We start from the raw sequence: 24,044 nt of genomic DNA on the forward strand, positions 1-24,044 counted from the left end.
TCGTAAAATCATGCATAATGAGAACAAACAATAACCTTCAGCGAAAAAAGTGGAGAACGTATGACGATTCGAGTATCGGAAACAACTCGAAACATTGTCTGTAAAAGCCTTGGTATTGACAGGTTATCAGCGGTTATAGATATGAGTTATGGAGGCTTTTCAACAGCAGCCGATGTTGATCGGGAGACAACAAAGCTTTACTCCGACAGCAACAGAGGTTCTGTCGGGCTCAATGCCGGACGATTCTACACAGCCAGAGAATATGAAGAGCGTATCAACCGCATAAAAAACTTGAGACTTCCTTATTAGAGATGAAAAGATAATAGAAATTGCGCCTGGCAAACAAAATGAGAATGGATTTTCACCAAAAAAGATTGCTCAATTAGAAAATCTCGCATCTCTTTATATGCAGGCGAAGTCACTGATATTATCCTCTGAGGAGGTGGACCCTGATTACCGCTCAAATTTACAGACAATAAAGGAATTACGAGACGCTTTTGACCATCTCATGCGGATCATCGTTGAGCGGTTTAGCGATGATAAATCCGCCCTTGGAGACACTTCTGGGAGTGAATATTTCCAAAAAAACATCCAGAAGTCTATTGGCCACGTCTATCGCGCCGCATTCGACGCTTTAGATGGGGCTGTAATGTCTTTGAGAGAAAAAATCATATCCAAAAAACAAACGCACCTGACAAACAGGCGCCCCCTCAAATGTCTTCTCCGGCTACAAAATAAGTTCACAAGAATTCTGACTATCTGCTGACATGAAACTGCAGGCATATTGATAACGCGGAGATGAAGCCTGTAAGAAAATGACACAAAGAGCTGAAGACTCCGGATTTGGCAGGGAAAGCCTATACCAAAACCTTAAGGATTAGTGCTCATGAACTATCAACAGTTACTTGCCCTCTTCAAAGAGACCCACCACGTGTTGAACTAGAGAGCTGACTGGTCGGTCGATACCTCTCTCGTGCTCCGGAACTGGCACTGCAAAAATCCCGATCAGGAGGGCACTGACGATGTTCGATAAATGGATCAATCAGGATGTCGGGAAGGTTCTTTAACGCTGCTGTAGATGGTTAACGTTTTGAACTGTGACCTCATAACTCTGTGGTTTGGTTGGCACCTTCAAACTAATATTTTAAAAGAGGTTGCGGATAGCTTTTGTAACAAGAGGGGAAAATAAAATCTGCTTCTGCTTTTGTTTTTAAAAGGATTTAACATATTCTGATGTTTATGGAATAGCTGTGAACGTAACAGTCCGATAGGAAATGAAAATCCTGAATTGAGCGATTAGTAATGAAAAAGCGCTTTATGTAATAATATTTATAAAGCATTATTATGAAAATAAGCGTCGATTTCCCATTTCAAAATAGCCAAACCCAATGGGTTAAGAGCACCATAGCATATAACACAATCTATAACGATTAGAGAAATAAATAGTTAAAACCTGTAAAGCTTGAACCAATTGCGGATGAATCGCTCAATTCAGGAAAATAGTAACTATTTTTGCAGTGACAATAACTTGTTACGCTCGTAGCCGAATTTTTGACATAAGGATAATGTAAAATGAATATTGCGAAATCATATATAACTGACGAGTCAGGAAATATACAAAGTGTTATTCTTGATTATCAGATATATCAGAAAATTGAGGAACTTCTTCTTGATGACGGATTGCTGAAAGCTATGGAAGAAGTTCAGGATGAAGAAACTGTGGAATATGAGGAGGTAAGAGAACTGATTAAGCAATTATGAAAATTATCCTCAGAAAAACATTTTTAAAAGATATTCAGAAAGTCAGCGAACCGCAAAGAGTCAGGTAAAACTTTTTCTTGAAGAACTTTATGCCAGCCCTTCGATTTCAGAAAGCTCTCATAGCATTAAGAAGTTAAAAGGAGAAAAGAAAAAGGGTGACTTTTTCAGAATCCGCTTCGGAGAATACAGATTGGGATATGAAAAAAGAGAAGACGGAATAATCATATATCGTATTCTGCACAGAAAGGAAATTTATAGGTATTTTCCATAAGGTAATCATAAACTTAAAGCCACTTCCGCATCCATATCGGAGCCGTCAACTATTTTGCCCGATAGCCGTCAGCCCTTCATTCCACTCTCTGAGCATGGCCTCACCAACAGGCTTAAAGTCCGAAAAATCGAGGGTATGCTGGCGCAAGCCTGCAACGGTTTCAGCAACGGCATCGGCAACCTCTTCGATAATGAGTTTTGCTTTTGCTGGCTGAAGATTACAGTGCATTTTTGCGAAAGCAATGAGTTTCTTTGCTGTCGGAAAGCGCTTGCTGCCGTCCAGAGTAAGCGCCAGAGTGTCCTTTTTGATATACGCTGTTGTTGAAACGATATCGTAGGTGGGAGCAAGGCGCACTGGTTTGTTTGATGCCGTGTAGAGTACTCCGAAATTTTTGAGATGGGCATCGCCGTTCCTCACGATACAAGAAAGAGATAGTGAGCGGAAGTAAGCCTCCAGGGCAGAGGCCTGAAGTTCAGGAGAGACAAACTGGCGAATCCGTTTGGCCAGCTTTTCATAGCTCCCGTCATACTTTTCTGCCGTACCAATACCATTCAGGGAACAGAAATCCTCAAACCCAAGATATTGCCCCTCTTCTGTCAAGTCAAACCTCTTGACTATCAGAAACTGGTTGTTTTCCGAAAGAGTAAACTCCGGCACTTCCAACCCGCTTCGGCGGGCAGCATTCATGCAGAAAAACTCGTTAGCTGCCAAATGGGGATATTCATTGTTGTTCCAACCCTTGACAATATGAGTAGCTCCTTTTACCGTTCCAGTGAGCCAACAACATGAGGAGTAACCCATACATCCAGCATACTAATTCTCCCGTTCGTTTATCAGCTCCTGCAAGGTTGGGCGCGGTGAAGCATCTTTTACGGTGAGTTCAAGCCCAAGTGTTGCGCAGATGGCCATAACCTTTCGTATACCGATTTCCGGCAGTTTGCCATTTTCAAAACGGCTTAGCGTAACGCGGCTTATTCCATTTGCGCTGGCTACCTGCTGCTGCGATAATCCTAACGTTTTCCTCCGACGATAGAGAAGCTCTCCGATTTCCTGAATATCGCTCATATCTGTATCATATGTACTACATTTGAACGCTTTTTCTTTTGAAATGTAGCGTATACTATACACTTCAACAAATTATTTATTCCAATGTGGAATGCTTCATAACGGAGAATAAACCATTTTGAAATTCAGATACTCTGTGTTACCCATCGCCCCCTTCAGCAAATACGGGGCAATTGTTCGCCAAGGGGAAGGTCGATAATGCGACGGCTGCCGAATGCGGTGCGCATGACCACCATACCGGGGTGCTCGTTTGTCACTGATCCGATGATGACGGCATCGCGCCCCTCTTCAAAGGAGTGCATCACCTCAAGAACTTGTGCGGCATCGGCGGCGGCAACGGCCACAACGAGTTTGCCTTCGTTGGCCACATGCAGGGGATCGATGCCAAGCAGTTCGCAGGCGCCGCGCACCTCTGCTTTTACGGGAATGGTTGTTTCATTGATTTCAATACCAACACCGGAGGATACGGCAAGTTCATTCAGGGTTGCAGCCACACCTCCCCTTGTCGGGTCGCGCATGGCTTGAATTGCGGGCACAGCGTCGAGCATGGCAGCAATCATACCATTAAGTGCGGCGCAATCGCTCGTAATGCGTGACTGGAATGAGAGCCCTTCACGCGAGGTCATGATGGCCATGCCATGATCGCCCACGGTTCCTGAAAGAATGAGGCTTGTCCCTTGTTGCAGATTACGGCATGAGAGATTGGCTCCCTCCCTGATCACACCGATTCCCGAGGTGTTGATGAAGAGTTTGTCGCACTGCCCTTTGCCAACCACCTTGGTGTCTCCGGTAACAATCACCACCCCTGCTTTCCGGGCTGCTTCGGCCATGCTTTGAACAATGGTTTCAAGTTCGACAAGCAAAAAACCCTCCTCAAGCACAAACCCGGCGCTGAGATAGAGCGGCCTTGCACCACCTACTGCCAGATCATTAACCGTACCGTTCACAGAAAGCTCTCCGATACTGCCGCCAGGGAAAAAAACCGGACTCACTACATAGCTGTCGGTGGTAAAGGCCACTCTTCCGGGCGGAAGATCAAGCTTCGCCTGATCGTCGAGAAGATCGAGAAAAGGATTATGAAGATGCGGCATAAAAACCCGCTGCATGAGTGCCTGGGAGAGACGCCCTCCGGCGCCATGTGCCATTTGAACGGTTTCATGCTGCATGATCGGGGATGGGCAGAGAGGAGCTATGGTCATAGTGCGAAATTTCGGTGATAGTTGTAATAGGCAGCACAGGCCCCTTCGGAGGAGACCATGGTGGCGCCGAGGGGGTGTTCCGGGGTGCACTCACGGGCAAATGCAGGGCAGCCGTCGGGCTTGAGAACACCCTGCAGCACACTCCCGCTCATGCAGAGGGGCGACTCGGCGGCACAGAGGTGTGCAACATCAAACTTTTTTTCAGCATCATAGCGGCGGTATGATTCCCTGAGGCCAAGTCCGCTTGCGGGGATAAGGCCAATCCCCCGCCACTGCCGGTCGGTTACTTCAAAGACCTGGCTGATAATCCCTTGCGCCACACGGTTCCCTTCACGACTCACCACCCGTCCGTAGCGGTTCACAACCTCTGCACGCCCCTCTTCAAGCAGTTCGACCGTTTTCAGTATTCCGGCAAGGAGGTCAACCGGCTCAAAACCGGTCGGCACTATCGGCACATGAAACTCACGGGCGACTGGCTCATATTCCTCGTAGCCCATGACTGCGCAAACGTGCCCTGCTGCAAGAAAGCCCTGAACCCTGTTTTCGGGAGATGAAAGAATGGCTCGCATGGCTGGCGGCACCATGACCTGGCTGACCAGCACGCTGAAATTTTCAATTCCTTCTCGCGCTGCCTGCCAGACTGCCATGGCGTTGGCTGGCGCAGTAGTTTCAAATCCAACGGCAAAGAAGACCACCTCTTTTGAGGGATTGTCACGAGCAATCTGGAGGGCATCAAGCGGGGAAAAGAGAATGCGCACATCGCCCCCTTCACTGCGCACCATAAAGAGATCTTTTGAACTGCCAGGCACGCGCAGCATATCGCCGAAACTGGTGAAGATCACCTCTTTTCTTGCCGCTATAAGAAGAGCCCGCTCAATCGATTCAAGCGGTGTTACACAGACCGGGCAACCGGGGCCATGCACCAGTTCGATGGTATCTGGCAGCAGTTGATCGATGCCGTTGCGGATAATCGAATGGGTTTGTCCACCGCAGATCTCCATGATGGTCCAGTGGCGGGTGGTTTTTCTGCGAATCTCGTCAAGCAGCTTCCGGGCAAGCTGTGGATCGCGATATTCATCGATATATTTCATGGGAGTCGGCTTCACAGCAATTCGGGTGAAGGGGGCTCTTCATCAGGCTGAAACGCCCCGCTTTCAATAAGCTCCTGCCACAGTTTCAGACTTTCGGCAGCCTCCGCATCATCAATGATTTTCAGGGCAAAACCGGCATGAATAATGGTGTACTGGCCAACCTGTATATCGGGCACATATTCAAGACATGCTCTTGTTTTTGAACCGTTCACATCAATAATGCCCATTTTCAGGCCGTTTTCAATGGAGAGTTCAAGGAGTTTTCCGGGAATGGCAAGGCACATTGGCTTGGTGGTTTTTTTGACTGGTAGTGATCAGGTAAAGATAATAAATATGGGATATATGAGACTTATAGGACTTATAATAAAGAGGAACTATTGGATTCCTTGATAGTTGCCGTTGAGGTAAGTTCTGCCAATGAGGGCCTGGCCAAGGGAGAGGCCTCCGTCGTTGGAGGGCACAAGGGCTTGGGTAAGCACCTTGTAGCCTGCACGTTGCAGTTCAGTCACGAGGGCTTCAAAGAGGAGGGCGTTCTGAAAAACTCCTCCACTGAGCGCTACGGTGGTTATGCCTGTCGCTTTGGATGCCTTCCCGATAATTTCATAAAAACAGTTTACAAGCGTACGGTGAAAGCGCCGGCTGATTTCACCGGCAGCCATCCCTGTTTGCAGGGCAGTGACAACATCACGGATAATTGGCGAAACCAGCATCGTCCAGCGCCCTTTTTCCTCATGCAACAGATCGTGCTTGTTCGCGATAGTTCCTCGCGGGGTATTGATCAGCCTCTCTGTAACTGCCGGTATATCGTTCGTGCCTATGGTACCTCCTGCGGATTGCACTGGCGCAAGTGCAGGCTTTTGCTCATAATGCAGCCCGTAGCGGAACGACTTGCTGCCCATACTCCCCCCTGCCTCATGCATCAGTGCAATGGCGGCCTCTCCCTCATAGCTGATCTCACCCCGCAGAGCGCAGAGTGCGGCAACGGCGTCAAAAAGTCGGCCACAGCTTGAGGTTTCAACAATAGTAACCCTCTTTTGAAGTAACTCAAGAACCGGCTCAATGCTCCGTCCTTTCATGAAGGGAAGGTCGGGCAGGTCGGGACAACTTCGGTGAAGATAGCCAAGCGCAGCCCGCCAGGGGTGCATGACTGCGGCCTCCCCTCCCGGCAATGGCATAAGCTCAAGTGAAGCAAAGCGTGCTGCTCCGGCAGCATCCCCAATCAGTACCTCTCCACCCCAGATCGTGCCATCAGTTCCATATCCTGTACCATCAAGTATGAGCCCAATCGCTGGCCCCTCCTCCCTGTTTTCAGCGAGGCATGACACCAGATGAGCATGATGATGCTGGACACCAAGCAAGGGAATATTCTGCATCATCGCCCACTGTGTTGTCATGTAGGCAGGATGCAGATCGTGCACCAGAAGCTTGGGTACAGCCTGAAAAAGATGCTGAAGATGGGCAACAACCTGCACAAAATGGCGGTATGCTTCATAGTTTTTCATGTCACCAATATGCTGGCTCATCAGTGCATGACTACCCTTCAGAATCGTAATGGTATTTTTCAGCTCACCTCCGGCAGCAAGAACAACCGGACCATCTTCGCGAAGATATATTGGCGCCGGAACATATCCCCTGCTCCGCCTGAGCTGCCGCAACGTTCCCGATAAAGCGATGGTGACCGAATCATCGCATTTCAGGTAGATGGGGCGGTTATGCACGAGAAAAGCATCGGCAATACCCTTGAGACGCAGAAGCGCTTCCTCATTCTCACTTGCAATTGGCTCCTCGCTGAAATTGGCACTGGTCATCACCAGAATGTCGAGAGTTTCATCGAAAAGCAGGGTGTGCAGTGGCGTGTAGGGCAGCATGACGCCAAGGCGCTCATTGCCTGGCGCTATGGATGGCGCAAGGTTGCTGCTCTTTTTCTTTTTCAGAAGCACAATGGGGGCTTGCGCAGCGCTCAGTGCGGCCATTTCCGTTTCACTGACCTCACAATAGCCGTGAACAAGCGACCTGTCGCGTATCATCACTGCAAAAGGTTTTGCCTCTCGACCTTTCCGCTCCCGAAGTCGCCGTACCGCAGCTTCATTTCGTGCGTCTACGGCAAGATGAAAACCGCCAAGCCCTTTCAGCGCAACAATCATCCCTCTCCTGAGAAAAGCAACGGCTTCGGCGACGACATCACCGGACAGGGTGTGAGCACAGGACAAAGCGGTTTTTGGCTGTGCATGAGAAGTGCCATCGACCGGGTTGTGCTCCACGACACTCTCCCCCAAAAGGAGCGTACCTGAAGCATCAAACAAGGAAAGAGTGGGGCCGCAAACCGGACAGGCATTGGGCTGTGCGTGAAACCGACGATCAAGCGGGTCATGATACTCGCGCTCACACGCTTCACACATGGTAAACCCATGCATGGAGGTAAATGGACGGTCGTAGGGCAACCGATCGACAATGGTATAGCGGGGACCGCAATTGGTACAGTTGATGAAAGGATAACGAAACCGGCGATTGGCAGGATCCAGAAGCTCTCGTCGGCAATCACTGCAAAGCGCAATATCGGGCGGAATGAGTGTTTCGACCCCAACGCCGGAACCCGAATTCCCGATCAGAAAAGCCTCTTCTGAAACACAGGGAAGAGACATCTCTTCGATGGTTTCGATGAACGCAAGCGGCGGGCGCTCCCCCAGCAAACGACGCGAAAACTCATTGAGAAGCGAGAGTTGACCCTGCACCTCAATCAGCACACCAGAGGCTGTATTGCAGATAAACCCTTTCAGGTCACAAGCAACAGCCAGACGGTAAACAAAAGGGCGGAACCCCACACCCTGTACCATACCGTTGACCCGAAGACGCCTCCGCTCTTCAGCGCTGCTCTCCTTGATGCTCAGTGCTGTAACAGTTTCTTTTCGAGCCACTCCTGCCATACAGTCAGCCCCTCTCCTGTTTTTGCTGAAAGTTCAAACCATTCGAGATGGTGGTTGACCCGCATGGCATTTTCACGGCATCTGGCAACATCAAATTCCACATAGGGAAGAAGATCGATCTTGTTGAGAATGCAGAGATCGGCCTCATGAAACATGGTTGGATACTTCAACGGCTTGTCGTCTCCCTCCGTCACACTGATAATGACAACCTTGAGTGCTTCACCGAGATCAAAGAGCGCCGGACAGACAAGATTTCCGACATTTTCAATACAAAGCAGCGAATTATCCTGCAGGTCAAGCTCCTTTACAGCACGGTTGACCATCAAGGCATCAAGATGACATCCCGAACCGGTGTTGATCTGGATTACCGGCACACCGAGAGCCTGAATTCGCTCGGCATCATTGGTAGTTTGCTGGTCGCCCTCTATGACTGCAACCGGAAAGCGCTGTTGCAGTACCGGAATAATTTTTTCAAGCAGTGACGTTTTGCCTGAACCAGGGGAACTCAAAAAATTAAGCGCAAAAATCTTTTTTGCCTCAAAATATCCCCGGTTTCTTTCAGCGAGAAGATTGTTTTTCTGAAGCACATCCTGTTCAAGAACAACCTTCCGGCTTGTGCCTTCATGATGATGATGGCCATGATCATGGCTGTGATGCTCCTCATGCGTGTGGCTATGATCGTGGTCACTGACATGAACATGATAATCACTCTGGCCGGGTTTACGGAGCACAGCCCCTTCGTCAGTTGAACATCCGCAGGTATCGCACATGTGTTTACTCCCCCTCCTCTTCTATGGTCATTGATTGAATCAAAAATTCCTCACCCGAGACGATCTTCACCCGTAATGAACGACATCGGGGACACTCTGCATAATAAAAGTTGACGGGAAAGCTCATGCCGCACTCCCCGCACTCGCCAACACCTTCCGGCTCTTCAATGTTGAGTAGCGCTTCTGCAGCAAGCGTCTCCCTGGCTGCCGCTGAAAAACAGAATTTCAGTGATTCAGGCTCAATACCAGCCAATTTGCCGATCAGCAGGTCAATAGCCGAAATCCTGACACCGCCCTCTTGCCTGGCTTTTGCCACAACTGCATCCACAATGGAGAGTGCAATACTCATTTCATGCATAACATTCAGAAGGAGAACCAATTGAAGGACAGTTTACAAAAAAAAGAGGAACTGCCATTTCTCATAGCAGCATTTTTACTTTGACCTGTCCACCATGCAGGCGACAGCATTGCCCGTCTCTTCATCGGTCAAAAAAGAGGTAATCTTTCCTGAAGGTGCTCTGCATCATAATTTCCCCGGAGATTTCATGAAGCGGCTCCGAAGCAACCTCAGCCATACGGCCATCAAGCATTTCTTTCGGCTCGCAGGCAACCTGACTCTCTTGTACCAGCCATCTCTTCATCATAACTCATGCAAGGTTGTTTTTGATCATGATTTTTTTTGTACCTTTGAGAAATTTTTTTCCTGAAAAGACACAAAAGATATGTCGGATTTGAAGCACCTTACTGGATTATGCAATATTCCGGCCAGCAACATCACCAGCATCCTTGATATGGCTGCCGGTTATAAAAAGAAGTTGATCACCCCCTGCCCCTCTTTTGAACCATCCCTTCAGAATAAACGCATTGCACTGGTTTTTTTTGAAAACTCAACCCGTACCCGATTTTCTTTTGAGATAGCAGCACGACACCTTGGCGCAGGCACGCTGAACTTCAGTGCATCGTCAAGCAGTGTCAGCAAGGGGGAAAGCCTGAGTGATACCATCAAAAATCTTGAGGCCATGCAGGTGGATGCCTTTGTTCTTCGTCATCCCTCTTCCGGAGCTGCAGATCTCATAACCAGAATAACCTCAAAAAACGTGATCAATGCCGGAGACGGATCGCATGAGCATCCGACACAGGCGTTGCTCGACATGTTTACGCTCCGCGAATATTTTGGAACAATTGATGGGCTCAAAGTGATCATTATTGGCGATGTGCTGCATAGCAGGGTCGCCCGTTCAAACATTTACGGCCTCATCACTGCCGGCGCCGAGGTTGGTATCTGCTGCCCGGTCACCCTCATGCCTCCCGATGCTGACCAGCTTGGCATCACTCTCTTTACCGACCTTGACCGTGCCATTGCCTGGGCCGATACAGCAATCGTGCTTCGACTGCAACTTGAACGAGCTACGGGAGGATACCTGCCCTCGCTGGAAGAGTATTCTGTCCATTATGGTCTGACCGATGAGCGCCTTGAACGGGTACAGAAACATCTGCTGGTACTTCATCCCGGCCCGATAAACCGGGAAATTGAAATAGCAAACAATGTGGCCGACCGCATACAGCCTCCGGGCTATTCAAAAAGCATGCTGCTTGAACAGGTAACTAACGGAGTCGCTGTCCGCATGGCAGTGCTGAACACCCTGCTAACCCTGTAAAACATGATTCTGTACCATGATTTTCCGCCCGCTAACACATCAACTCTTCGCCATGAAAAGTACACGTTACCTCTGCAGAGCACTCTTCATCATCACTGCGGTACTCCTGATACCGGTGAAAAAAGGGGCTGCCGAACCGATCCTGAACCCGACCACCAAAACCCTCTTCAAGCCGCTCCTTGCTGACCCTTCGGAACCGAAAATTGCCGTTATGCCCTGGCTTGGCGACCGTTATCTGCAGCTCGATATCGGCGCCTCGGCTGACCTTTACCAGAGCAAAAACAAGAAATTTGCCGCTGGTGTTGATTTTGCCACCTACTCTCTCCTGCAACGGGGCGACAATTTCAAGTTTCCGGTTGATGCTATCGATTATCTCTTTGGTGTCAACGCAAGCTGGAAAAAACCGATCAGTAATGATGCGCTTCCTTTTGATGAATTCAGCGGAAAAGTGAGAATCAGCCACATTTCGGCCCATTTTGAAGATGGCCACTATGATGCAGATACGCACCAATGGATTCAGCAGAGCGACTGGCTGGGCACCATTCCCTTTACCTACAGCCGGGAGTTTGTCAATCTCGTTGTAGCGCTCAGTTCACCAAATCATCGTATCTATGCCGGATACCAGTACCTCTACCACACTCTTCCTGACGGTATCAATCCACACTCTTTCCAGGCTGGTGTTGAACTTTCCACTCCTGGAAATACCTATCTTGCCGCAGACTTCAAACTGCTTCCAATCTGGCAACCATCGCTTGAGGAGACGAAAGGACACCGGGGAACATGGAACGTGCAGGCAGGCAGGCGTCTTGATGACATAGGGCTGAAGAATGTCAGGGTAGCCTGTAACTATTTTTCAGGCATGAGCCGCCAGGGCATGTACTTCTATCGCCCCGAAAGCTTCAGCACCATAGGAGTCATTGTCGATCTCTGAGGAAAGAACAAAGAGCGTAGCCGCAAAGAATAAAAAGAGTTCCCGGCATGAGTGAAAACGTCAGCAGATGCCATGCCGGGATAAATAAGCTTTCGCCTTACTGCAGGGAGTTTAAAAACTCGGGCACGGCATCCTGTAATCCTTCAGGGTGGTGCGCAAGAATGTAGTTGACAAGGAATGGGGGATAAAGATTATAATGCTCAAGATCGGCGAGCGGAATCCAGCTCACCTTGAGAATCATCTGTTCATCATCGGGATATTCCGGATCTTTACCGGTTATCATCTCACCTCCGGTAACCGTACAATAAAAGCCAAGAGAGACCGAGTGATGAAGAGCACCCTGATCGAACGCACCAGGATAGGGATAGAGCAGCTCCTTGATGAAAAGCAGACTACCGACCGTACACTCAAGAGCGGTCTCTTCCATCATTTCACGTTTCACCGCCTCGTCAAGGGTTTCACCCCGTTCGACCGCCCCTCCAGGAAGAATCCAGTAACTTTCAGGAAGGTTTGGATCCTGAGGAGCAAAACTTTTATGTTCGACAAGGAGTACCTGATCCTCCCTGATACACAACGCGCTGACGCGGAGTCTGACTTGTGACATGAAACAATTCCGGTAGAGATGAAAATAGTACGTATTTTTAAAGGAGAAGAGAGTCGTCAATGCCGTTAAATGAATCAATGCAAGAAACAAAAAATCACCACTGTTTGTTTCATAGTATTTTTATTACATTTAACCATGAAATGGCAGGTACCGTTCTTTTTTATACCCTTCAGCTTCAGTTCACAAGGGTATTTAGCTTTTTTTTTCTTTCTCGCACACACACAACAACACACAAACACACACAACCTAACGGAGAAAACACATGAAAAAAATGCTATCACTTGCTGCAATGTTTGCAGTACTGTCTTATGCATCACCGGCATCAGCCGAACTGAAAATTGGTGGCGACGCTGCTGTACGTCTGAGAAGCGAGTTCACCGATACAGAAACAAACAATGTCAAGACATCGAACACTGATGAACTCAAGCTCCAGTACAGAATCCGCCTGAAAGCATCTGCTGACCTCGGTAGCGGCTACTTCTTTAAAACAATGATTCAGAACGAGTCGAATCCTGGCAGTTGGGTAACCGTAGCCGGTAATCCTGGTAATAATGATGAACATTATGCTCTTGAAGTATCCAACTTCTACTTCGGACGTGTGATGGAATGCAGCCACTACCAGATTGGCCGTCTTCCGCTGAACAGTGTCAACAACCCAATTTTTGACCTGACCCTTGTACCAATCCCTGCTGGTAACATCTATGCTGTGGATATCCCGGTAGCTACTTATAGTTTTGATCGCGTTTTTGGTCTTAACTATGGCACGAAAGTAGGAAATGGTGACCTGAATGCCACACTCGTTGTGCTTGATAATGACATCACTTTAGGTGACACTGCAGCAGAAGGCGATGGCATCTTCAATGATGGTTATGCATTGCATCTTGCATACAAGACTTCCATTGGAGATGTTACTCTGGAACCACAGGCTCTCATTGCCTTGACCGATGTCGATGGCGGAGCTTATCAGAATGTATCACCGAACACCTTTGGTGCAAATGTGACCATTCCTGCAGGCAAATCAAAAATAGGCATGAGTGGCTTCTACACGGTCTGCGATGACACAAACCCGAACACAAATGCCAAAGTTGACTACAACGGCTACCTTCTCAGACTCAAAGGTGAGTCTGGACCAGTTATGGCCTGGGTTGACTACAACCACACCAACGACAACTCACCAGTTACTGATGTTGACTACGACAACCTCTTCGTCTGGGCACAGTACAACTTCAAGGTACACGAATCAGCGATGGGCTCTTTCAGCCTGACACCGACTATCCGCTACCGTGCTTCAGGTAAGGATAACGGCTTAACAGAGACTGACAACAACCAGCTTCGTGGTGAACTCTATGCAACAGTGACCTTCTAACTTGCACGTTTGTTATCTGAAAAGCCGCAGGCAACTGCGGCTTTTTTTTACCTGACTGACCGTTTATATTCAGTTTCCACTCTTTACTGATATTATTTCCTGTTACTAACAATTGTTACTTAAGGAAATTTAACGATATTAGGGAAGGTCATCATGTACAGCACGAGCAACCTTTTTCCCTTTCGTTTTCATTTTATTTCGACATACAGAAACCGCCAAATCAACGTCCGGTTTCTCTTGTCTTTCAGGTAAATCGCTTTTTTGCTGTTCTTTTTTATTTTTCTATTAAAATATTTTATTATAACAACTTAAACACAACAGCGGTACTATGATTACCATTAAAAAAATCATCTGCCCGGTTGATTTCTCTGGTTTGTCGCGCAAAGCGCTGCAATACGCCAACGAATTTGCAAGACTCTCAAGCGGAAAAGTCTTTCTTGTCGGCGTTATTGAGAACGACCCCACAATCACCTACTCTCACGGACTGGAAACAGAACGCGCTGAGGCTGAATCGAAGCTGACATCGCTGATCGACGAAGAGAATATGGCTGGTATTGTCGCCGATTACGTGATCTATGAAGGATTTGCCGAAGAGTGTATTCTCGACTATGCAAAACGGCAGGAAGCGGATATCATTATCATGGGTTCACACGGTCGCCGCGGCCTGAAACGGATGATCCTCGGCAGCGTTGCTGAGCATGTGATTCGGCGTGCTCCTTGCCCGGTACTTGTTGTCAAGGAGAACGAGCATGAGTTTATCAAGTAGGATGCCGTTTTATGCCTGAAACGGTGGCACGAATGAGTTAAGGAATTACATTTTTTTTCAAACAATCAAAGAAAACTTTTATGGCACGAAATGTCACAAACGTTTCCCAAACCGAAGAGGTGTCCAGCACCCGGCGGGTTATCGCTGCTTCCTCGGTCGGGACGCTCATCGAATGGTATGACTTTTATATTTTCGGTACTCTTGCAAAAATCATTTCCGAGCAGTTTTTCCCGAAAGACAACCCGACGGCGGCCCTGCTTGCCACACTGGCAACCTTTGCCGCCGGTTTTGTTATCAGGCCGTTCGGCGCACTCTTCTTTGGACGCCTGGGCGATCTTATCGGACGGAAGTACACCTTCCTTGTCACTCTGGTGATCATGGGTGGTTCAACGTTTGCTATCGGTCTTGTTCCCGGCTATAAAACCATCGGATTTTTTGCTCCGGCGATTGTCTTTATTTTACGACTGTTGCAGGGTCTTGCTCTTGGAGGTGAGTATGGCGGTGCAGCAACCTATGTCGCTGAACACTCTCCTGCAGGTAAGCGTGGATTCTGGACAAGCTTTATCCAGACAACGGCAACTCTGGGACTCTTTCTTGCGCTCGGCGTTATTCTTATTGTACGCCAGACTCTCAGCGTTCCTGTCTTTGAGGACTGGGGATGGCGCATACCGTTCATTGTTTCAGCATTCCTTGTTGGAGTTTCAATCTTCATCCGTTTGAAGATGTCAGAGTCTCCAATGTTTGTAAAAATGAAAAAAGAGGGTAAAACATCAACAAACCCTCTTGCCGAAAGCTTCAAGCAAAAGGATAACCTGAAAATGGTGCTGATTGCTCTTCTTGGTGCAACCGCTGGTCAGGGTGTTGTATGGTATACTGGTCAGTTCTATGCGCTCTCCTTCTTGCAGAATGCGTGCAACATTGAATTTGAGCAGAGCAACATGATCATTTTGATTGCCCTCGTTATCGGAACTCCTTTCTTTATCATCTTTGGTGCCCTCTCTGATAAAATCGGGCGCAAGTACATCATGATGGCCGGTATGTTTATCGCTGTGGTCGCATACAGACCTATCTATACCATGATGTATAATGATGCAGACCTTAAGCAGAAAACCGAGATCGTAGAACAAACAACTGTCTCTGAACCAAAAGTTGAGGTAAAAGGTACTGATACGATTACCACAATCGTGACGAAAAAAACCTTTACTGATGGAACTTCCTACAAGGAGACGAAAAAAGAGACCATCCCGCTGGACGCAGCCAAAAAAGCTGAACTTGCTGCGGCAGGCAAACTGAAGCCAGAGATAAAAAAGGCTGTCATTCTTCCTCAGAACCTGTTCTACAAAATGATTGCCTTTGTCTTCATCCAGGTGATCTTCGTCACCATGGTATACGGCCCGATTGCTGCATTCCTCGTTGAAATTTTCCCAACCCGTATCCGCTACACCTCAATGTCTTTGCCGTACCATATCGGCAACGGTGTTTTTGGCGGTCTGGTTCCGCTTATTTCAACCCGTCTTGTTGAAGCAACCCGTCCGGCGCCAGGCCTTCCGCCTGCCGATCCTCTTGCTGGTCTCTGGTACCCTATCTTGATTGCCAGTGTCAGCTTCGTGATTGGAATGCTCTACATCTCCAACAAAACCAACAACATGGACGTTGAATAAACAAGAACCTTTTAATTTCATCCATTATGTCAGCAATAAAAAAACTTTTTGGAATTCTCTGGTCTGTCATGGGGATAGGAATCATCCCGCTGGTGATCATGCAGGCGATGAAAGAGATCGCAGCCAAGCCCAGTGAAGAGAACTGGATTTTCTGGTCGATCGTGATTGTCGTGCTTATGCCAATTATCTCTTTCAGCCTGATTACCTTTGGAGTGTTTGCGCTTAAAGGTGAGTACGATGTGATTGAGTGAGCAGTAGAGGCCATACCTGTTCTTTTTTCTCAAGGAAAAGCCGCATCTTTCGTGCGGCTTTTCCTTTTTTTGGAAAAACAAGAAACAAACCCCTGTTGACCAATGGATATCGAGGATGAACTCCCGGCCCGTACCGATAGAAAAAAAGCTCTTGTTGAAAAGCTCGGCACACTGCCTCCATCACCAGGCGTCTACCAGTTCAGGAATTCGAGTGGCCGGGTAATCTATGTTGGCAAGGCAAAAAATCTCCGCAACAGGGTTCGCTCCTATTTCAGAAATCAACAGCAACTTTACGGCAAAACGCTGGTACTGGTCACTCATATTGCTGATTTCGAGGTCATTATCACCTCTTCTGAAGTCGAGGCGCTGATTCTTGAGAACAATATGATCAAGGAGCTGAAACCGCGCTACAATGTGAACCTGAAGGACGACAAAACCTACCCCTACCTGGTGATCACCAATGAACCTTTCCCTCGGATCCTCATCAGTCGCCAACGAAGAAAGGATGGCTCCACCTGGTTTGGACCCTATACAGAGTCCCGTCAGCTCCACTCCATTCTTGATCTTATCGGCTCAATTTTTCCGGTACGAAGCTGCAAATTCCGTCTGAGTGAGGAAAATATTGCTACCAAAAAATACAAAGTCTGCCTCGATTACCACATCCATAAATGCAAGGGACCATGTGAAGGGCGGCAGTCAGAGGAGGAGTACCTCCTGATGATTGCTGAAATTACCCGTCTGCTGAAAGGAAAGACCTCCACCATGATACGCTCGCTCACCAGCGCCATGCAACTCTTTGCCCGCGAGCTGAAATTCGAGCGAGCAGCAGAGATAAAAATGCAGCTTGAGAGCCTGAAACGGTATGCCGAGCGCCAGAAGGTAGTTGCGGGAGATGGGCTCGACAGGGATGTTTTTGCTGTCGCTACCGGTGAAGAGGATGGTTGCGGCGTCGTCTTCAAAATCCGGGAAGGGAAACTGCTTGGCTCGCAACGCATCTACATGAACAATGTCACAGGGGAAACCGACTCCGGGCTGCAGGCAAGAGTTATGGAAAAATATTATCTCGAGACCCTTGAGCTTCTGCCTGATGAAATTCTTCTTCAGGAATCCCTTGGCGCCGATGAAGAGGAGACCTTGAGAGCACTCTTTTCGGAAAAAGAGAGAGAGGAGGCGCAGGAGAAAAAAAATATTCGCTTTTTGGTGCCGCAAATCGGCGAAAAAGCTCACCTGGTTGAGATGTGTCGTCAGAATGCACGGCATCATCTTGAGGAATATCTGATCCAGAAACAGAAACGGGGCGAGGCTGCCCGAGAGCACTACGGCCTTACTGCTCTTAAGGAGCTGCTGCATCTGCCAAAACTCCCCCAGCGAATCGAATGTTTTGACAATTCTCATCTTCAGGGTACCGATTATGTCAGTTCAATGATCTGTTTTGAGAAGGGCAAACCCAAAAAAGCGGATTACCGCAAGTTTAAAATAAACAGTTTTGAAGGATCAGATGACTACGCGGCAATGGAAGAGGTGATCAGGAGACGTTACAGCGGATCGCTTTCGTCGAAACTCCCCTGGCCTGACCTTATCGTCGTCGATGGCGGAAAAGGGCAGGTCAATATCGCTTTTCAAACCCTGAATGCCCTCGGACTCTCTATCCCGATTATCGGTCTGGCCAAGCGCATTGAAGAGATTTTTACCCCGCAGGCCCGAGACCCATTCAACCTGCCAAAAACCTCTCCCGCACTCAAACTGCTCCAGCAAATGCGCGATGAGGCTCACCGTTTTGCCATTACCTATCACCGCAAACTGCGATCGGAAAGAATGTTGCAGACAGAACTCACCACCATTGCGGGAATTGGAGAGAAAACAGCATTCAAACTGCTTGAACGGTTTGGCTCGGTTGACGCTGTTGCGCAGGCAACTCTGGAGGAGCTGACGGCAGCAGCAGGAGCAAAAACAGCAACGGCTATCTACCGTTTTTACCGACCATAAATGTTCTCCTTCTCTACCATGCCAAACCGTCAGAATGTTTTTGTTAAGAAAATTCTGTTATATTTGGCTTATGTGTACTCTGCCCTGAGAATGGACAACCTCTTTACGATTGCTTATGAATGTGCCTGATTTTTTTGACGATAATCGCCATAACCCTGCGGGAGCATCAGGAAGAGAACAGCCCGACCTTGATGGTCTTGATTCCATGTTTGATTCGGAGGATCTTCTTGACCGAATCAGTCAATATAATGAAGAGGGGTTTCAGCTTGAAGCACTTGCTGTAGCCCGTCGTCTTGAAGAGATAGCGCCTTTTAATACGGAAACCTGGTTCCATCTGGGTAATTGCCTGACGCTGAACGGTTTTTTTGATGATGCACTTGAAGCGTTTCAGCGGGCGGCCGTCTTCAGTCCCATGGACAGCGAAATGCGGCTGAATCTCGCTCTTGCCTGGTTCAACACCGGTAATCATGATGAAGCGCTCAGAGAACTCGAAGATATTCTTGTTGACTCCTCCATTGAAAAGGAGTTCCATTACTATCGCGGAATTATCCTGCAGCGTCTTGAACGGTTTGTGGAGGCCGAATCGGACTTTGAATATGCATTGCAACTTGATGACGAGTTTGCTGATGCATGGTATGAACTTGCCTACTGCAAAGATGTTCTTGGCAAACTTGAGGAGAGCACCTCATGTTACCGCAAAACACACGATTATGATCCATACAATATCAATGCCTGGTACAATAATGGCCTGGTACTGAGCAAAATGAAAAGCTATGACGAGGCGCTTGACTGTTACGATATGGCCATCGCCATCTCCGATGATTTCAGTTCGGCTTGGTATAACCGTGCAAACGTTCTTGCCATCACCGGACGTATTGAGGAGGCTGCTGAAAGCTATCTGAAAACGCTGGAATATGAGCCCGATGACATTAATGCGCTCTATAATCTCGGCATAGCCTATGAAGAGCTGGAGGAGTATACCGAAGGCATCATCTGTTATCGGCGCTGTATCGAGATCAGCAGTGATTTTGGTGAAGCATGGTTTGCACTTGCCTGCTGCCATGAAGCGCTTGAAGAGTACGAAGAGGCATTTACAGCAACTCTGGAAGCGCTGAAATCAATACCCGACAGCATTGAGTTTCTGCTGCTGAAAGCGGAGATCGAGTACAATCTCAACGATCTTGAAAATTCCATGGCAACTTACCGGCAGGTCATAGCGCTTGATCCGGAAAGTCCCCAGATTTGGGTTGATTTTGCCATCGTTCTCAGGGAAGGTGGCCAGATCAATGCATCAATCGATGCACTGCAGCAATCATTGAAGCTACAGCCACTTTCGGCTGATGCTCACTTTGAAATTGCCGCTGCCTATTTTGCCATGGGCGACAAACTCAGTACCCTGAAGGCACTAAGCAAGGCATTCAAAATTGACCCCGAGAAAAAAGAGCTTTTTCAGAGCACTTTTCCGGAACTGTACCAGCAGGATTCTGTCAGACGGATGCTCGGGATTGCATGACGAAATCAACAAAAATTCTCGGTCTTATCGGCCGTGCCGTTGATTATTCCTACTCTCCGCTTATCCATAATACGGCATGTCGGCTGCTTGGGCTTTCATACCATTATACGGTTTTTAACATTGCGGATCCCTCCATGATCCCTGATGCCCTTCGCGGGGCAAAAGCACTCGGGATTGCAGGATTCAATGTCACCATACCATACAAGAAGAGCGTTGTCCCCTTTCTTGACGCGCTCTCCGCAGAGGCAGCTTCCATACAGGCGGTCAATACCATTGTCAATGAGGGAGGAAAACTCACCGGGCACAACACGGATATTGCCGGATTTGCCGCACCCCTTCTGCCATACCGGGAGAGTATCCGAGGCAAAACACTCTCTATTTTCGGCGCAGGCGGAGCAGCGCTGGCTGCCATAGAGGCATTCATCCGTTTTTTTTCTCCAAAAGAGATTCTGCTCTTTGTCCGTAACCCCGAAAAAGCCTCTTTGCTGCTTGAGGAGAGTGGCCATGACAAAAGTGCTCCTGTCAGGATTCTTTGTTCTGATAATCCGGAAATAATCAGGGAGTGCCGCGTTATCGTCAACGCCACTCCAATCGGCACCAGAGGCAATAACGACTCACCTCTCCCTCTTGACCGGGAGTTGCTCCACCCTGGCCAAATTGTCTATGACATGGTTTACAACCCTCTCGATACGCCACTTCTTCTGGCTGCACAGAAGGCTGGCGCTGCAACCATATCAGGTATTGAGATGCTGATCGGCCAGGCTGAACACTCGTTTACGCTCTGGACTGGTATGCAGATGCCCGTTAAAGCGGTAAAAGAGAGCCTTCTGCAAGAAATTCAACAATAATAACCCTGTTCCCCGGGCATCCGACTCATGAAACTCTTTTTCTCCATTGTCCTGCTGGTCATCACCCTTGACCAGTTCACAAAAAAACTTGCCCTAACCTTTCTCCGCGATGGAGTCCAAAGTATCACCATTATTGCAGACCTCTTCTCGCTCACCTATGCGGAAAACAGAGGAGTCGCCTTTGGCCTTGAATTTGCCCCACCAACCGTCCTCCTCCTTCTGACTGGAGTGATTACGATCATGGTACTCGCATATGTCATCTGGTCAAAAAACCGGACGACTCTCTTTCTTCTCCCCTTTGCCCTCATTACTGGTGGTGGTATTGGCAATATGATTGACCGGGTTATGTACGGCAAAGTTGTTGACTTTATCTATTTTGATCTTTATCAAGGGCATATTTTCGGTAGATGGGTTTCATTGTGGCCTATTTTTAATATCGCAGATTCAGCCATCACCATCGGAGCCTGCATGTTGATGATCTTTCATAACAAGCTCTTTCCCGCAGAGAGCCCGACAGGAACAACCGATGTTCGTTGATATTCACTGTCACCTCTCCTTTCCGGAGTTTGACGAGGATCGGGATGAGGTCATCAAACGCCTGAAAGAAGAGGGTATCGGACTGCTCATCGATCCTGGCGTTGATGTACCAACAAGCAAAAAATCCATTGACCTGGCTCACAATGTTGACTTTATCTATGCCAACGTCGGTCTTCATCCTCATGAGGCCGCGCTTCCAGTCGATGAAAGCATTTTCGGGGAACTGCTCACTCTTGCCCGGTCGCCAAAAGTTGTTGCCATTGGTGAGATAGGGCTTGACTATCACTATCCCGATTTTAACCGCACGGCACAGCAGGATGCATTCCGCGAGATGCTGAGAGTTGCCCGCACCCTCGATATGCCGGTCGTTATCCATTGCCGGGACGCATGGGATGATATGCTCGACATCCTCTCCGAAGAGAGTCACTCAGCCATGCGCGGCGTGATGCACTGCTTTTCAGGAGACAAGGCAATTGCTGACGAGTGTATCCGAAAAGGATTCAAGCTCTCTATTCCCGGAACGGTCACCTACAAACGCTCCCTCCTGCCTGAGGTTATCAGGAGTGTTTCGCTTGATGATCTGCTCACAGAGACTGATGCTCCGTATCTCTCTCCGGTACCTTACAGGGGAAAACGAAATGAACCGGCTTACGTTCGTCTGGTCACGGAAGCCATCGCCCGTATCAGGGAGATCCCGCTGGAAGAGGCCGCAGAAGGCATTGCGAAGAATAGCGTTGAATTGTTTAGATTGCCAGCGTTATAGAAATGCATTGGGGTGGCGGGTTTACCTGTTGCAGTTCTGCACTTATTTTGAAAATCATGCAAACTTGCTTAGGTTGAGGGCCAACCGTAACCGATGCAGCAACCATAACAACGAGCTATGAACGACATACAATCCAGCACTCCCGTCCAGCAGGGCGTCAAACCATCTACAGAAGACAATCTTCTTTACATTGCCATCAAATATAAAGTTGCAATTATCAGTACACTGGTACTCCTCGCAGCTCTCGGAGCCGGAGCCTTCTTCTGGGTGCGCTACCAGCAAAGCAATGAACTGGATGCTGCACTGCAACTCTCAAGAATAGCTCCACTTCTTGACCGTGGAGAGTTCAAGGCTGCCATCAACGGTACCGATAAAACTGCCGGATTGAAGAAAATTGCTGATGACTATGCCGGAAAATATATGGGGACTCCAAGTGGAAATATGGCCAATCTGCTGCTCGCTAATGCGCTCTACTCCATGGGAAATTTTGACGCAGCTCTTGAGGTCTTTAAGAGCGTATCCATCAATAATGATGATCTTGCTGCCGCTGCCCTTGCTGGCGCCGGGGACTGCTACGTCAATAAAAATCAGTTAGCATTGGCCGCAGAGAGCTATCAGGATGCATCATCCAAGGCTGAAAGCAAACCGCTTAAAGCGCAATACCTCGCACATGCAGCCAACAGTTTCCAGCAGATAAACCAGCTTAAAAAAGCATCAGAGCTGTATACAAAAATCATAGCAGACTATCCAGGAACAACCGCAGCAGCCGTAGCTCAACGGTCGCTCTGGCAGCTTCCCTCAAATCTTTAATAACGAACAATAGTTCCCTAAAATACATTGTACATGCCTGAACAGTTTCTTATCAAGACAAGCCTTGGTGACATTACCATCAGTCTTTACGACGACACCCCTCTGCATCGCGATAACTTTATCAAACTCGCCACAGAGAACTATTACGACGGTATCCGCTTTCACCGGGTTATCGAAGGGTTCATGATCCAGACCGGAGATCCGTTATCACGCCATGAGGATAAACGCTCCATGCACGGCACCGGAGGCCCTTCTACCCGTATCCCTGCTGAAATCAAACATCCCAACAAGAAAGGAACACTTGCTGCAGCAAGGGACAACAATCCCCAGAAAGCATCATCCGGCAGCCAGTTTTATATCAATCATTCTGACAATGGATTTCTTGACGGACAATATACCGTCTTCGGTGTGGTTGAGGCTGGTATGGATGTGGTAGAAAAAATTGCTGTTGTCAAAACCGATCCCAACGACAATCCTCTTGTACCGGTCACTATCGACACTATCGTTCCACTGGCAAAGTCCTGAGAAGATAAAATCACATGGATAGCATTGCGGCTAACATAGAAACAATACGGGAGCAGATTCATGCGGCCTGCATCGAGGCAGGCCGCGATCCGGCTGGAGTACGTCTGATCGCTGTTTCAAAAACCCACCCGGCATCACTGATAAAAGAGGCCTTTGATGCCGGTCATATTGTTTTCGGAGAAAGCTATGTCCAGGAGTTTCTGGAAAAGTGTGAAGATCCCCTGCTTGCACAGCTCGGAATCGAATGGCACTTTATCGGACACCTGCAGTCAAACAAGATACGCTCGATTATCGGCAAGGTGAGCCTTATTCATGGCATCGACAAGCTCTCAACAGCCGAAGAGCTCTCAAAACGAGCCCTCCGGAACAACCTGCAGGTCGATTATCTTCTTGAAGTCAATACCTCCGGCGAAGCATCCAAATATGGCATGTCGCCAGAAGAGCTGCTTTCACTGGCTGAATCGCTCTTCACGCTCCCGAACATCACCCTTCGCGGCCTGATGACCATCGCGTCACCAGACAGGGTTCTTGCACAACAGGAGTTTCGCCTGCTGCGCACCCTTCTGGACGCGCTGAAACCCATTTCTCCGGATCCATCAAAACTTACCGAACTCTCCATGGGCATGAGCGGCGATTTCAGGGAAGCCATTCATGAGGGAGCAACCATGATCCGTGTCGGAACGGCAATCTTCGGCTGGCGCTGATATGGTTTGCATTTCGGTTCATACTCGCTTTGTAACACTT

The 24,044-nt window shown here is 48.3% G+C and carries 27 protein-coding genes; 17 read left to right on the forward strand and 10 right to left on the reverse strand.

All coding sequences use genetic code 11. From position 1 onward, the window contains the following. Nucleotides 1-60: 60 nt before the first annotated feature. The 3 genes from AC56AD_RS10305 (at nt 61) to AC56AD_RS10315 (ending at nt 2,032) form a co-directional block, all read left to right on the forward strand. Nucleotides 61-309 carry a hypothetical protein gene (locus AC56AD_RS10305; protein ID WP_012508729.1) on the forward strand — a complete coding sequence of 83 codons (249 nt, stop codon included), beginning with the start codon at nt 61-63 and terminating at the stop codon, nt 307-309. A gap of 1,263 nt (nt 310-1,572) precedes the next feature. Beyond that, nucleotides 1,573-1,761 (forward strand): RelB antitoxin-like protein, encoded by a 189-nt coding sequence (locus AC56AD_RS10310; protein WP_012508731.1) that lies wholly within the window; start codon nt 1,573-1,575, stop codon nt 1,759-1,761. A gap of 19 nt (nt 1,762-1,780) precedes the next feature. After that, nucleotides 1,781-2,032: a type II toxin-antitoxin system RelE family toxin gene (locus tag AC56AD_RS10315; protein WP_083765327.1), complete on the forward strand. Its 252-nt coding sequence runs from the start codon at nt 1,781-1,783 to the stop codon at nt 2,030-2,032. A 45-nt stretch (nt 2,033-2,077) separates the two neighbouring features. Here the strand turns inward: AC56AD_RS10315 and AC56AD_RS10320 are convergent, their stop codons facing one another. From AC56AD_RS10320 to AC56AD_RS10360, 9 genes are all read right to left on the reverse strand, one after another. Continuing rightward, complete coding sequence (locus AC56AD_RS10320; protein ID WP_012508732.1) at nt 2,078-2,833, reverse strand: HipA domain-containing protein; 756 nt, start codon at nt 2,831-2,833, stop codon at nt 2,078-2,080. 12 nt (nt 2,834-2,845) lie between these two features. After that, complete coding sequence (locus AC56AD_RS10325; RefSeq protein ID WP_012508733.1) at nt 2,846-3,097, reverse strand: helix-turn-helix domain-containing protein; 252 nt, start codon at nt 3,095-3,097, stop codon at nt 2,846-2,848. Between the two features lie 155 nt (nt 3,098-3,252). Next, on the reverse strand, nt 3,253-4,296 hold the full coding sequence (hypE, locus tag AC56AD_RS10330; protein ID WP_012508734.1) for a hydrogenase expression/formation protein HypE: 1,044 nt from the start codon (nt 4,294-4,296) through the stop codon (nt 3,253-3,255). Continuing rightward, a complete protein-coding gene (gene hypD / locus AC56AD_RS10335) occupies nt 4,293-5,387 on the reverse strand; it encodes a hydrogenase formation protein HypD (protein WP_012508735.1) in 1,095 nt (364 codons plus the stop codon). Before hypD ends, hypE begins: the two co-directional genes overlap by 4 nt. 11 nt (nt 5,388-5,398) lie before the next feature. Further along, entirely contained in the window at nt 5,399-5,671 is a 273-nt protein-coding gene (locus AC56AD_RS10340; protein WP_012508736.1) for a HypC/HybG/HupF family hydrogenase formation chaperone, read from the reverse strand. A 90-nt stretch (nt 5,672-5,761) separates the two neighbouring features. Beyond that, nucleotides 5,762-8,311 (reverse strand): carbamoyltransferase HypF, encoded by a 2,550-nt coding sequence (hypF, locus tag AC56AD_RS10345; RefSeq protein ID WP_012508737.1) that lies wholly within the window; start codon nt 8,309-8,311, stop codon nt 5,762-5,764. Continuing rightward, complete coding sequence (gene hypB, locus AC56AD_RS10350) at nt 8,272-9,081, reverse strand: hydrogenase nickel incorporation protein HypB (RefSeq protein ID WP_012508738.1); 810 nt, start codon at nt 9,079-9,081, stop codon at nt 8,272-8,274. Before hypB ends, hypF begins: the two co-directional genes overlap by 40 nt. A 4-nt stretch (nt 9,082-9,085) precedes the next feature. Then, complete coding sequence (gene hypA, locus AC56AD_RS10355) at nt 9,086-9,439, reverse strand: hydrogenase maturation nickel metallochaperone HypA (protein ID WP_012508739.1); 354 nt, start codon at nt 9,437-9,439, stop codon at nt 9,086-9,088. A 121-nt stretch (nt 9,440-9,560) separates the two neighbouring features. Beyond that, nucleotides 9,561-9,725: a hypothetical protein gene (locus AC56AD_RS10360; protein WP_190273988.1), complete on the reverse strand. Its 165-nt coding sequence runs from the start codon at nt 9,723-9,725 to the stop codon at nt 9,561-9,563. A gap of 87 nt (nt 9,726-9,812) precedes the next feature. On the opposite strand from AC56AD_RS10360, the gene AC56AD_RS10365 reads away from it, so the two are divergent. Both AC56AD_RS10365 and AC56AD_RS10370 read left to right on the forward strand, forming a co-directional pair. Then, a complete protein-coding gene (locus AC56AD_RS10365; protein ID WP_041526840.1) occupies nt 9,813-10,739 on the forward strand; it encodes an aspartate carbamoyltransferase catalytic subunit in 927 nt (308 codons plus the stop codon). Between the two features lie 52 nt (nt 10,740-10,791). Beyond that, nucleotides 10,792-11,670, forward strand: coding sequence for a DUF1207 domain-containing protein (locus tag AC56AD_RS10370; RefSeq protein ID WP_049759959.1), 879 nt, complete (start codon nt 10,792-10,794; stop codon nt 11,668-11,670). 97 nt (nt 11,671-11,767) lie between these two features. Here the strand turns inward: AC56AD_RS10370 and AC56AD_RS10375 are convergent, their stop codons facing one another. Further along, the gene (locus AC56AD_RS10375; RefSeq protein WP_012508743.1) at nt 11,768-12,274 is read right to left on the reverse strand and encodes an NUDIX domain-containing protein; all 507 of its coding nucleotides are present in this window, start codon (nt 12,272-12,274) and stop codon (nt 11,768-11,770) included. Between the two features lie 262 nt (nt 12,275-12,536). On the opposite strand from AC56AD_RS10375, the gene AC56AD_RS10380 reads away from it, so the two are divergent. The 12 genes from AC56AD_RS10380 to AC56AD_RS10435 all read left to right on the forward strand — a co-directional run bounded on the left by AC56AD_RS10380 (nt 12,537) and on the right by AC56AD_RS10435 (nt 24,004). Further along, nucleotides 12,537-13,640: a porin gene (locus AC56AD_RS10380; RefSeq protein WP_012508745.1), complete on the forward strand. Its 1,104-nt coding sequence runs from the start codon at nt 12,537-12,539 to the stop codon at nt 13,638-13,640. A gap of 328 nt (nt 13,641-13,968) precedes the next feature. Further along, on the forward strand, nt 13,969-14,406 hold the full coding sequence (locus tag AC56AD_RS10385; protein WP_012508746.1) for a universal stress protein: 438 nt from the start codon (nt 13,969-13,971) through the stop codon (nt 14,404-14,406). Between the two features lie 80 nt (nt 14,407-14,486). Beyond that, nucleotides 14,487-16,067, forward strand: a complete 1,581-nt coding sequence (locus AC56AD_RS10390; RefSeq protein WP_012508747.1) for an MFS transporter — start codon at nt 14,487-14,489, stop codon at nt 16,065-16,067. Nucleotides 16,068-16,093: 26 nt separating this feature from the next. Then, nucleotides 16,094-16,318, forward strand: a complete 225-nt coding sequence (locus AC56AD_RS10395; RefSeq protein ID WP_012508748.1) for a DUF6814 family protein — start codon at nt 16,094-16,096, stop codon at nt 16,316-16,318. 102 nt (nt 16,319-16,420) lie between these two features. Then, entirely contained in the window at nt 16,421-18,304 is a 1,884-nt protein-coding gene (gene uvrC, locus AC56AD_RS10400) for an excinuclease ABC subunit UvrC (protein ID WP_012508749.1), read from the forward strand. Between the two features lie 115 nt (nt 18,305-18,419). Then, nucleotides 18,420-19,817, forward strand: a complete 1,398-nt coding sequence (locus AC56AD_RS10405; protein WP_012508751.1) for a tetratricopeptide repeat protein — start codon at nt 18,420-18,422, stop codon at nt 19,815-19,817. After that, a complete protein-coding gene (locus AC56AD_RS10410; protein ID WP_012508752.1) occupies nt 19,814-20,665 on the forward strand; it encodes a shikimate dehydrogenase in 852 nt (283 codons plus the stop codon). Before AC56AD_RS10405 ends, AC56AD_RS10410 begins: the two co-directional genes overlap by 4 nt. 27 nt (nt 20,666-20,692) lie before the next feature. Further along, nucleotides 20,693-21,202 carry a signal peptidase II gene (gene lspA, locus AC56AD_RS10415; protein ID WP_012508753.1) on the forward strand — a complete coding sequence of 170 codons (510 nt, stop codon included), beginning with the start codon at nt 20,693-20,695 and terminating at the stop codon, nt 21,200-21,202. Further along, a complete protein-coding gene (locus tag AC56AD_RS10420; RefSeq protein ID WP_012508754.1) occupies nt 21,192-21,965 on the forward strand; it encodes a TatD family hydrolase in 774 nt (257 codons plus the stop codon). Before lspA ends, AC56AD_RS10420 begins: the two co-directional genes overlap by 11 nt. 117 nt (nt 21,966-22,082) lie before the next feature. Next, nucleotides 22,083-22,775 (forward strand): tetratricopeptide repeat protein, encoded by a 693-nt coding sequence (locus AC56AD_RS10425; protein WP_012508755.1) that lies wholly within the window; start codon nt 22,083-22,085, stop codon nt 22,773-22,775. Nucleotides 22,776-22,808: 33 nt separating this feature from the next. Next, nucleotides 22,809-23,300, forward strand: a complete 492-nt coding sequence (locus tag AC56AD_RS10430) for a peptidylprolyl isomerase (RefSeq protein WP_012508756.1) — start codon at nt 22,809-22,811, stop codon at nt 23,298-23,300. A gap of 14 nt (nt 23,301-23,314) precedes the next feature. Next, a complete protein-coding gene (locus AC56AD_RS10435; RefSeq protein WP_012508757.1) occupies nt 23,315-24,004 on the forward strand; it encodes a YggS family pyridoxal phosphate-dependent enzyme in 690 nt (229 codons plus the stop codon). Nucleotides 24,005-24,044 lie beyond the last annotated feature (40 nt).

It is taken from the genome of Pelodictyon clathratiforme (assembly GCF_982375515.1).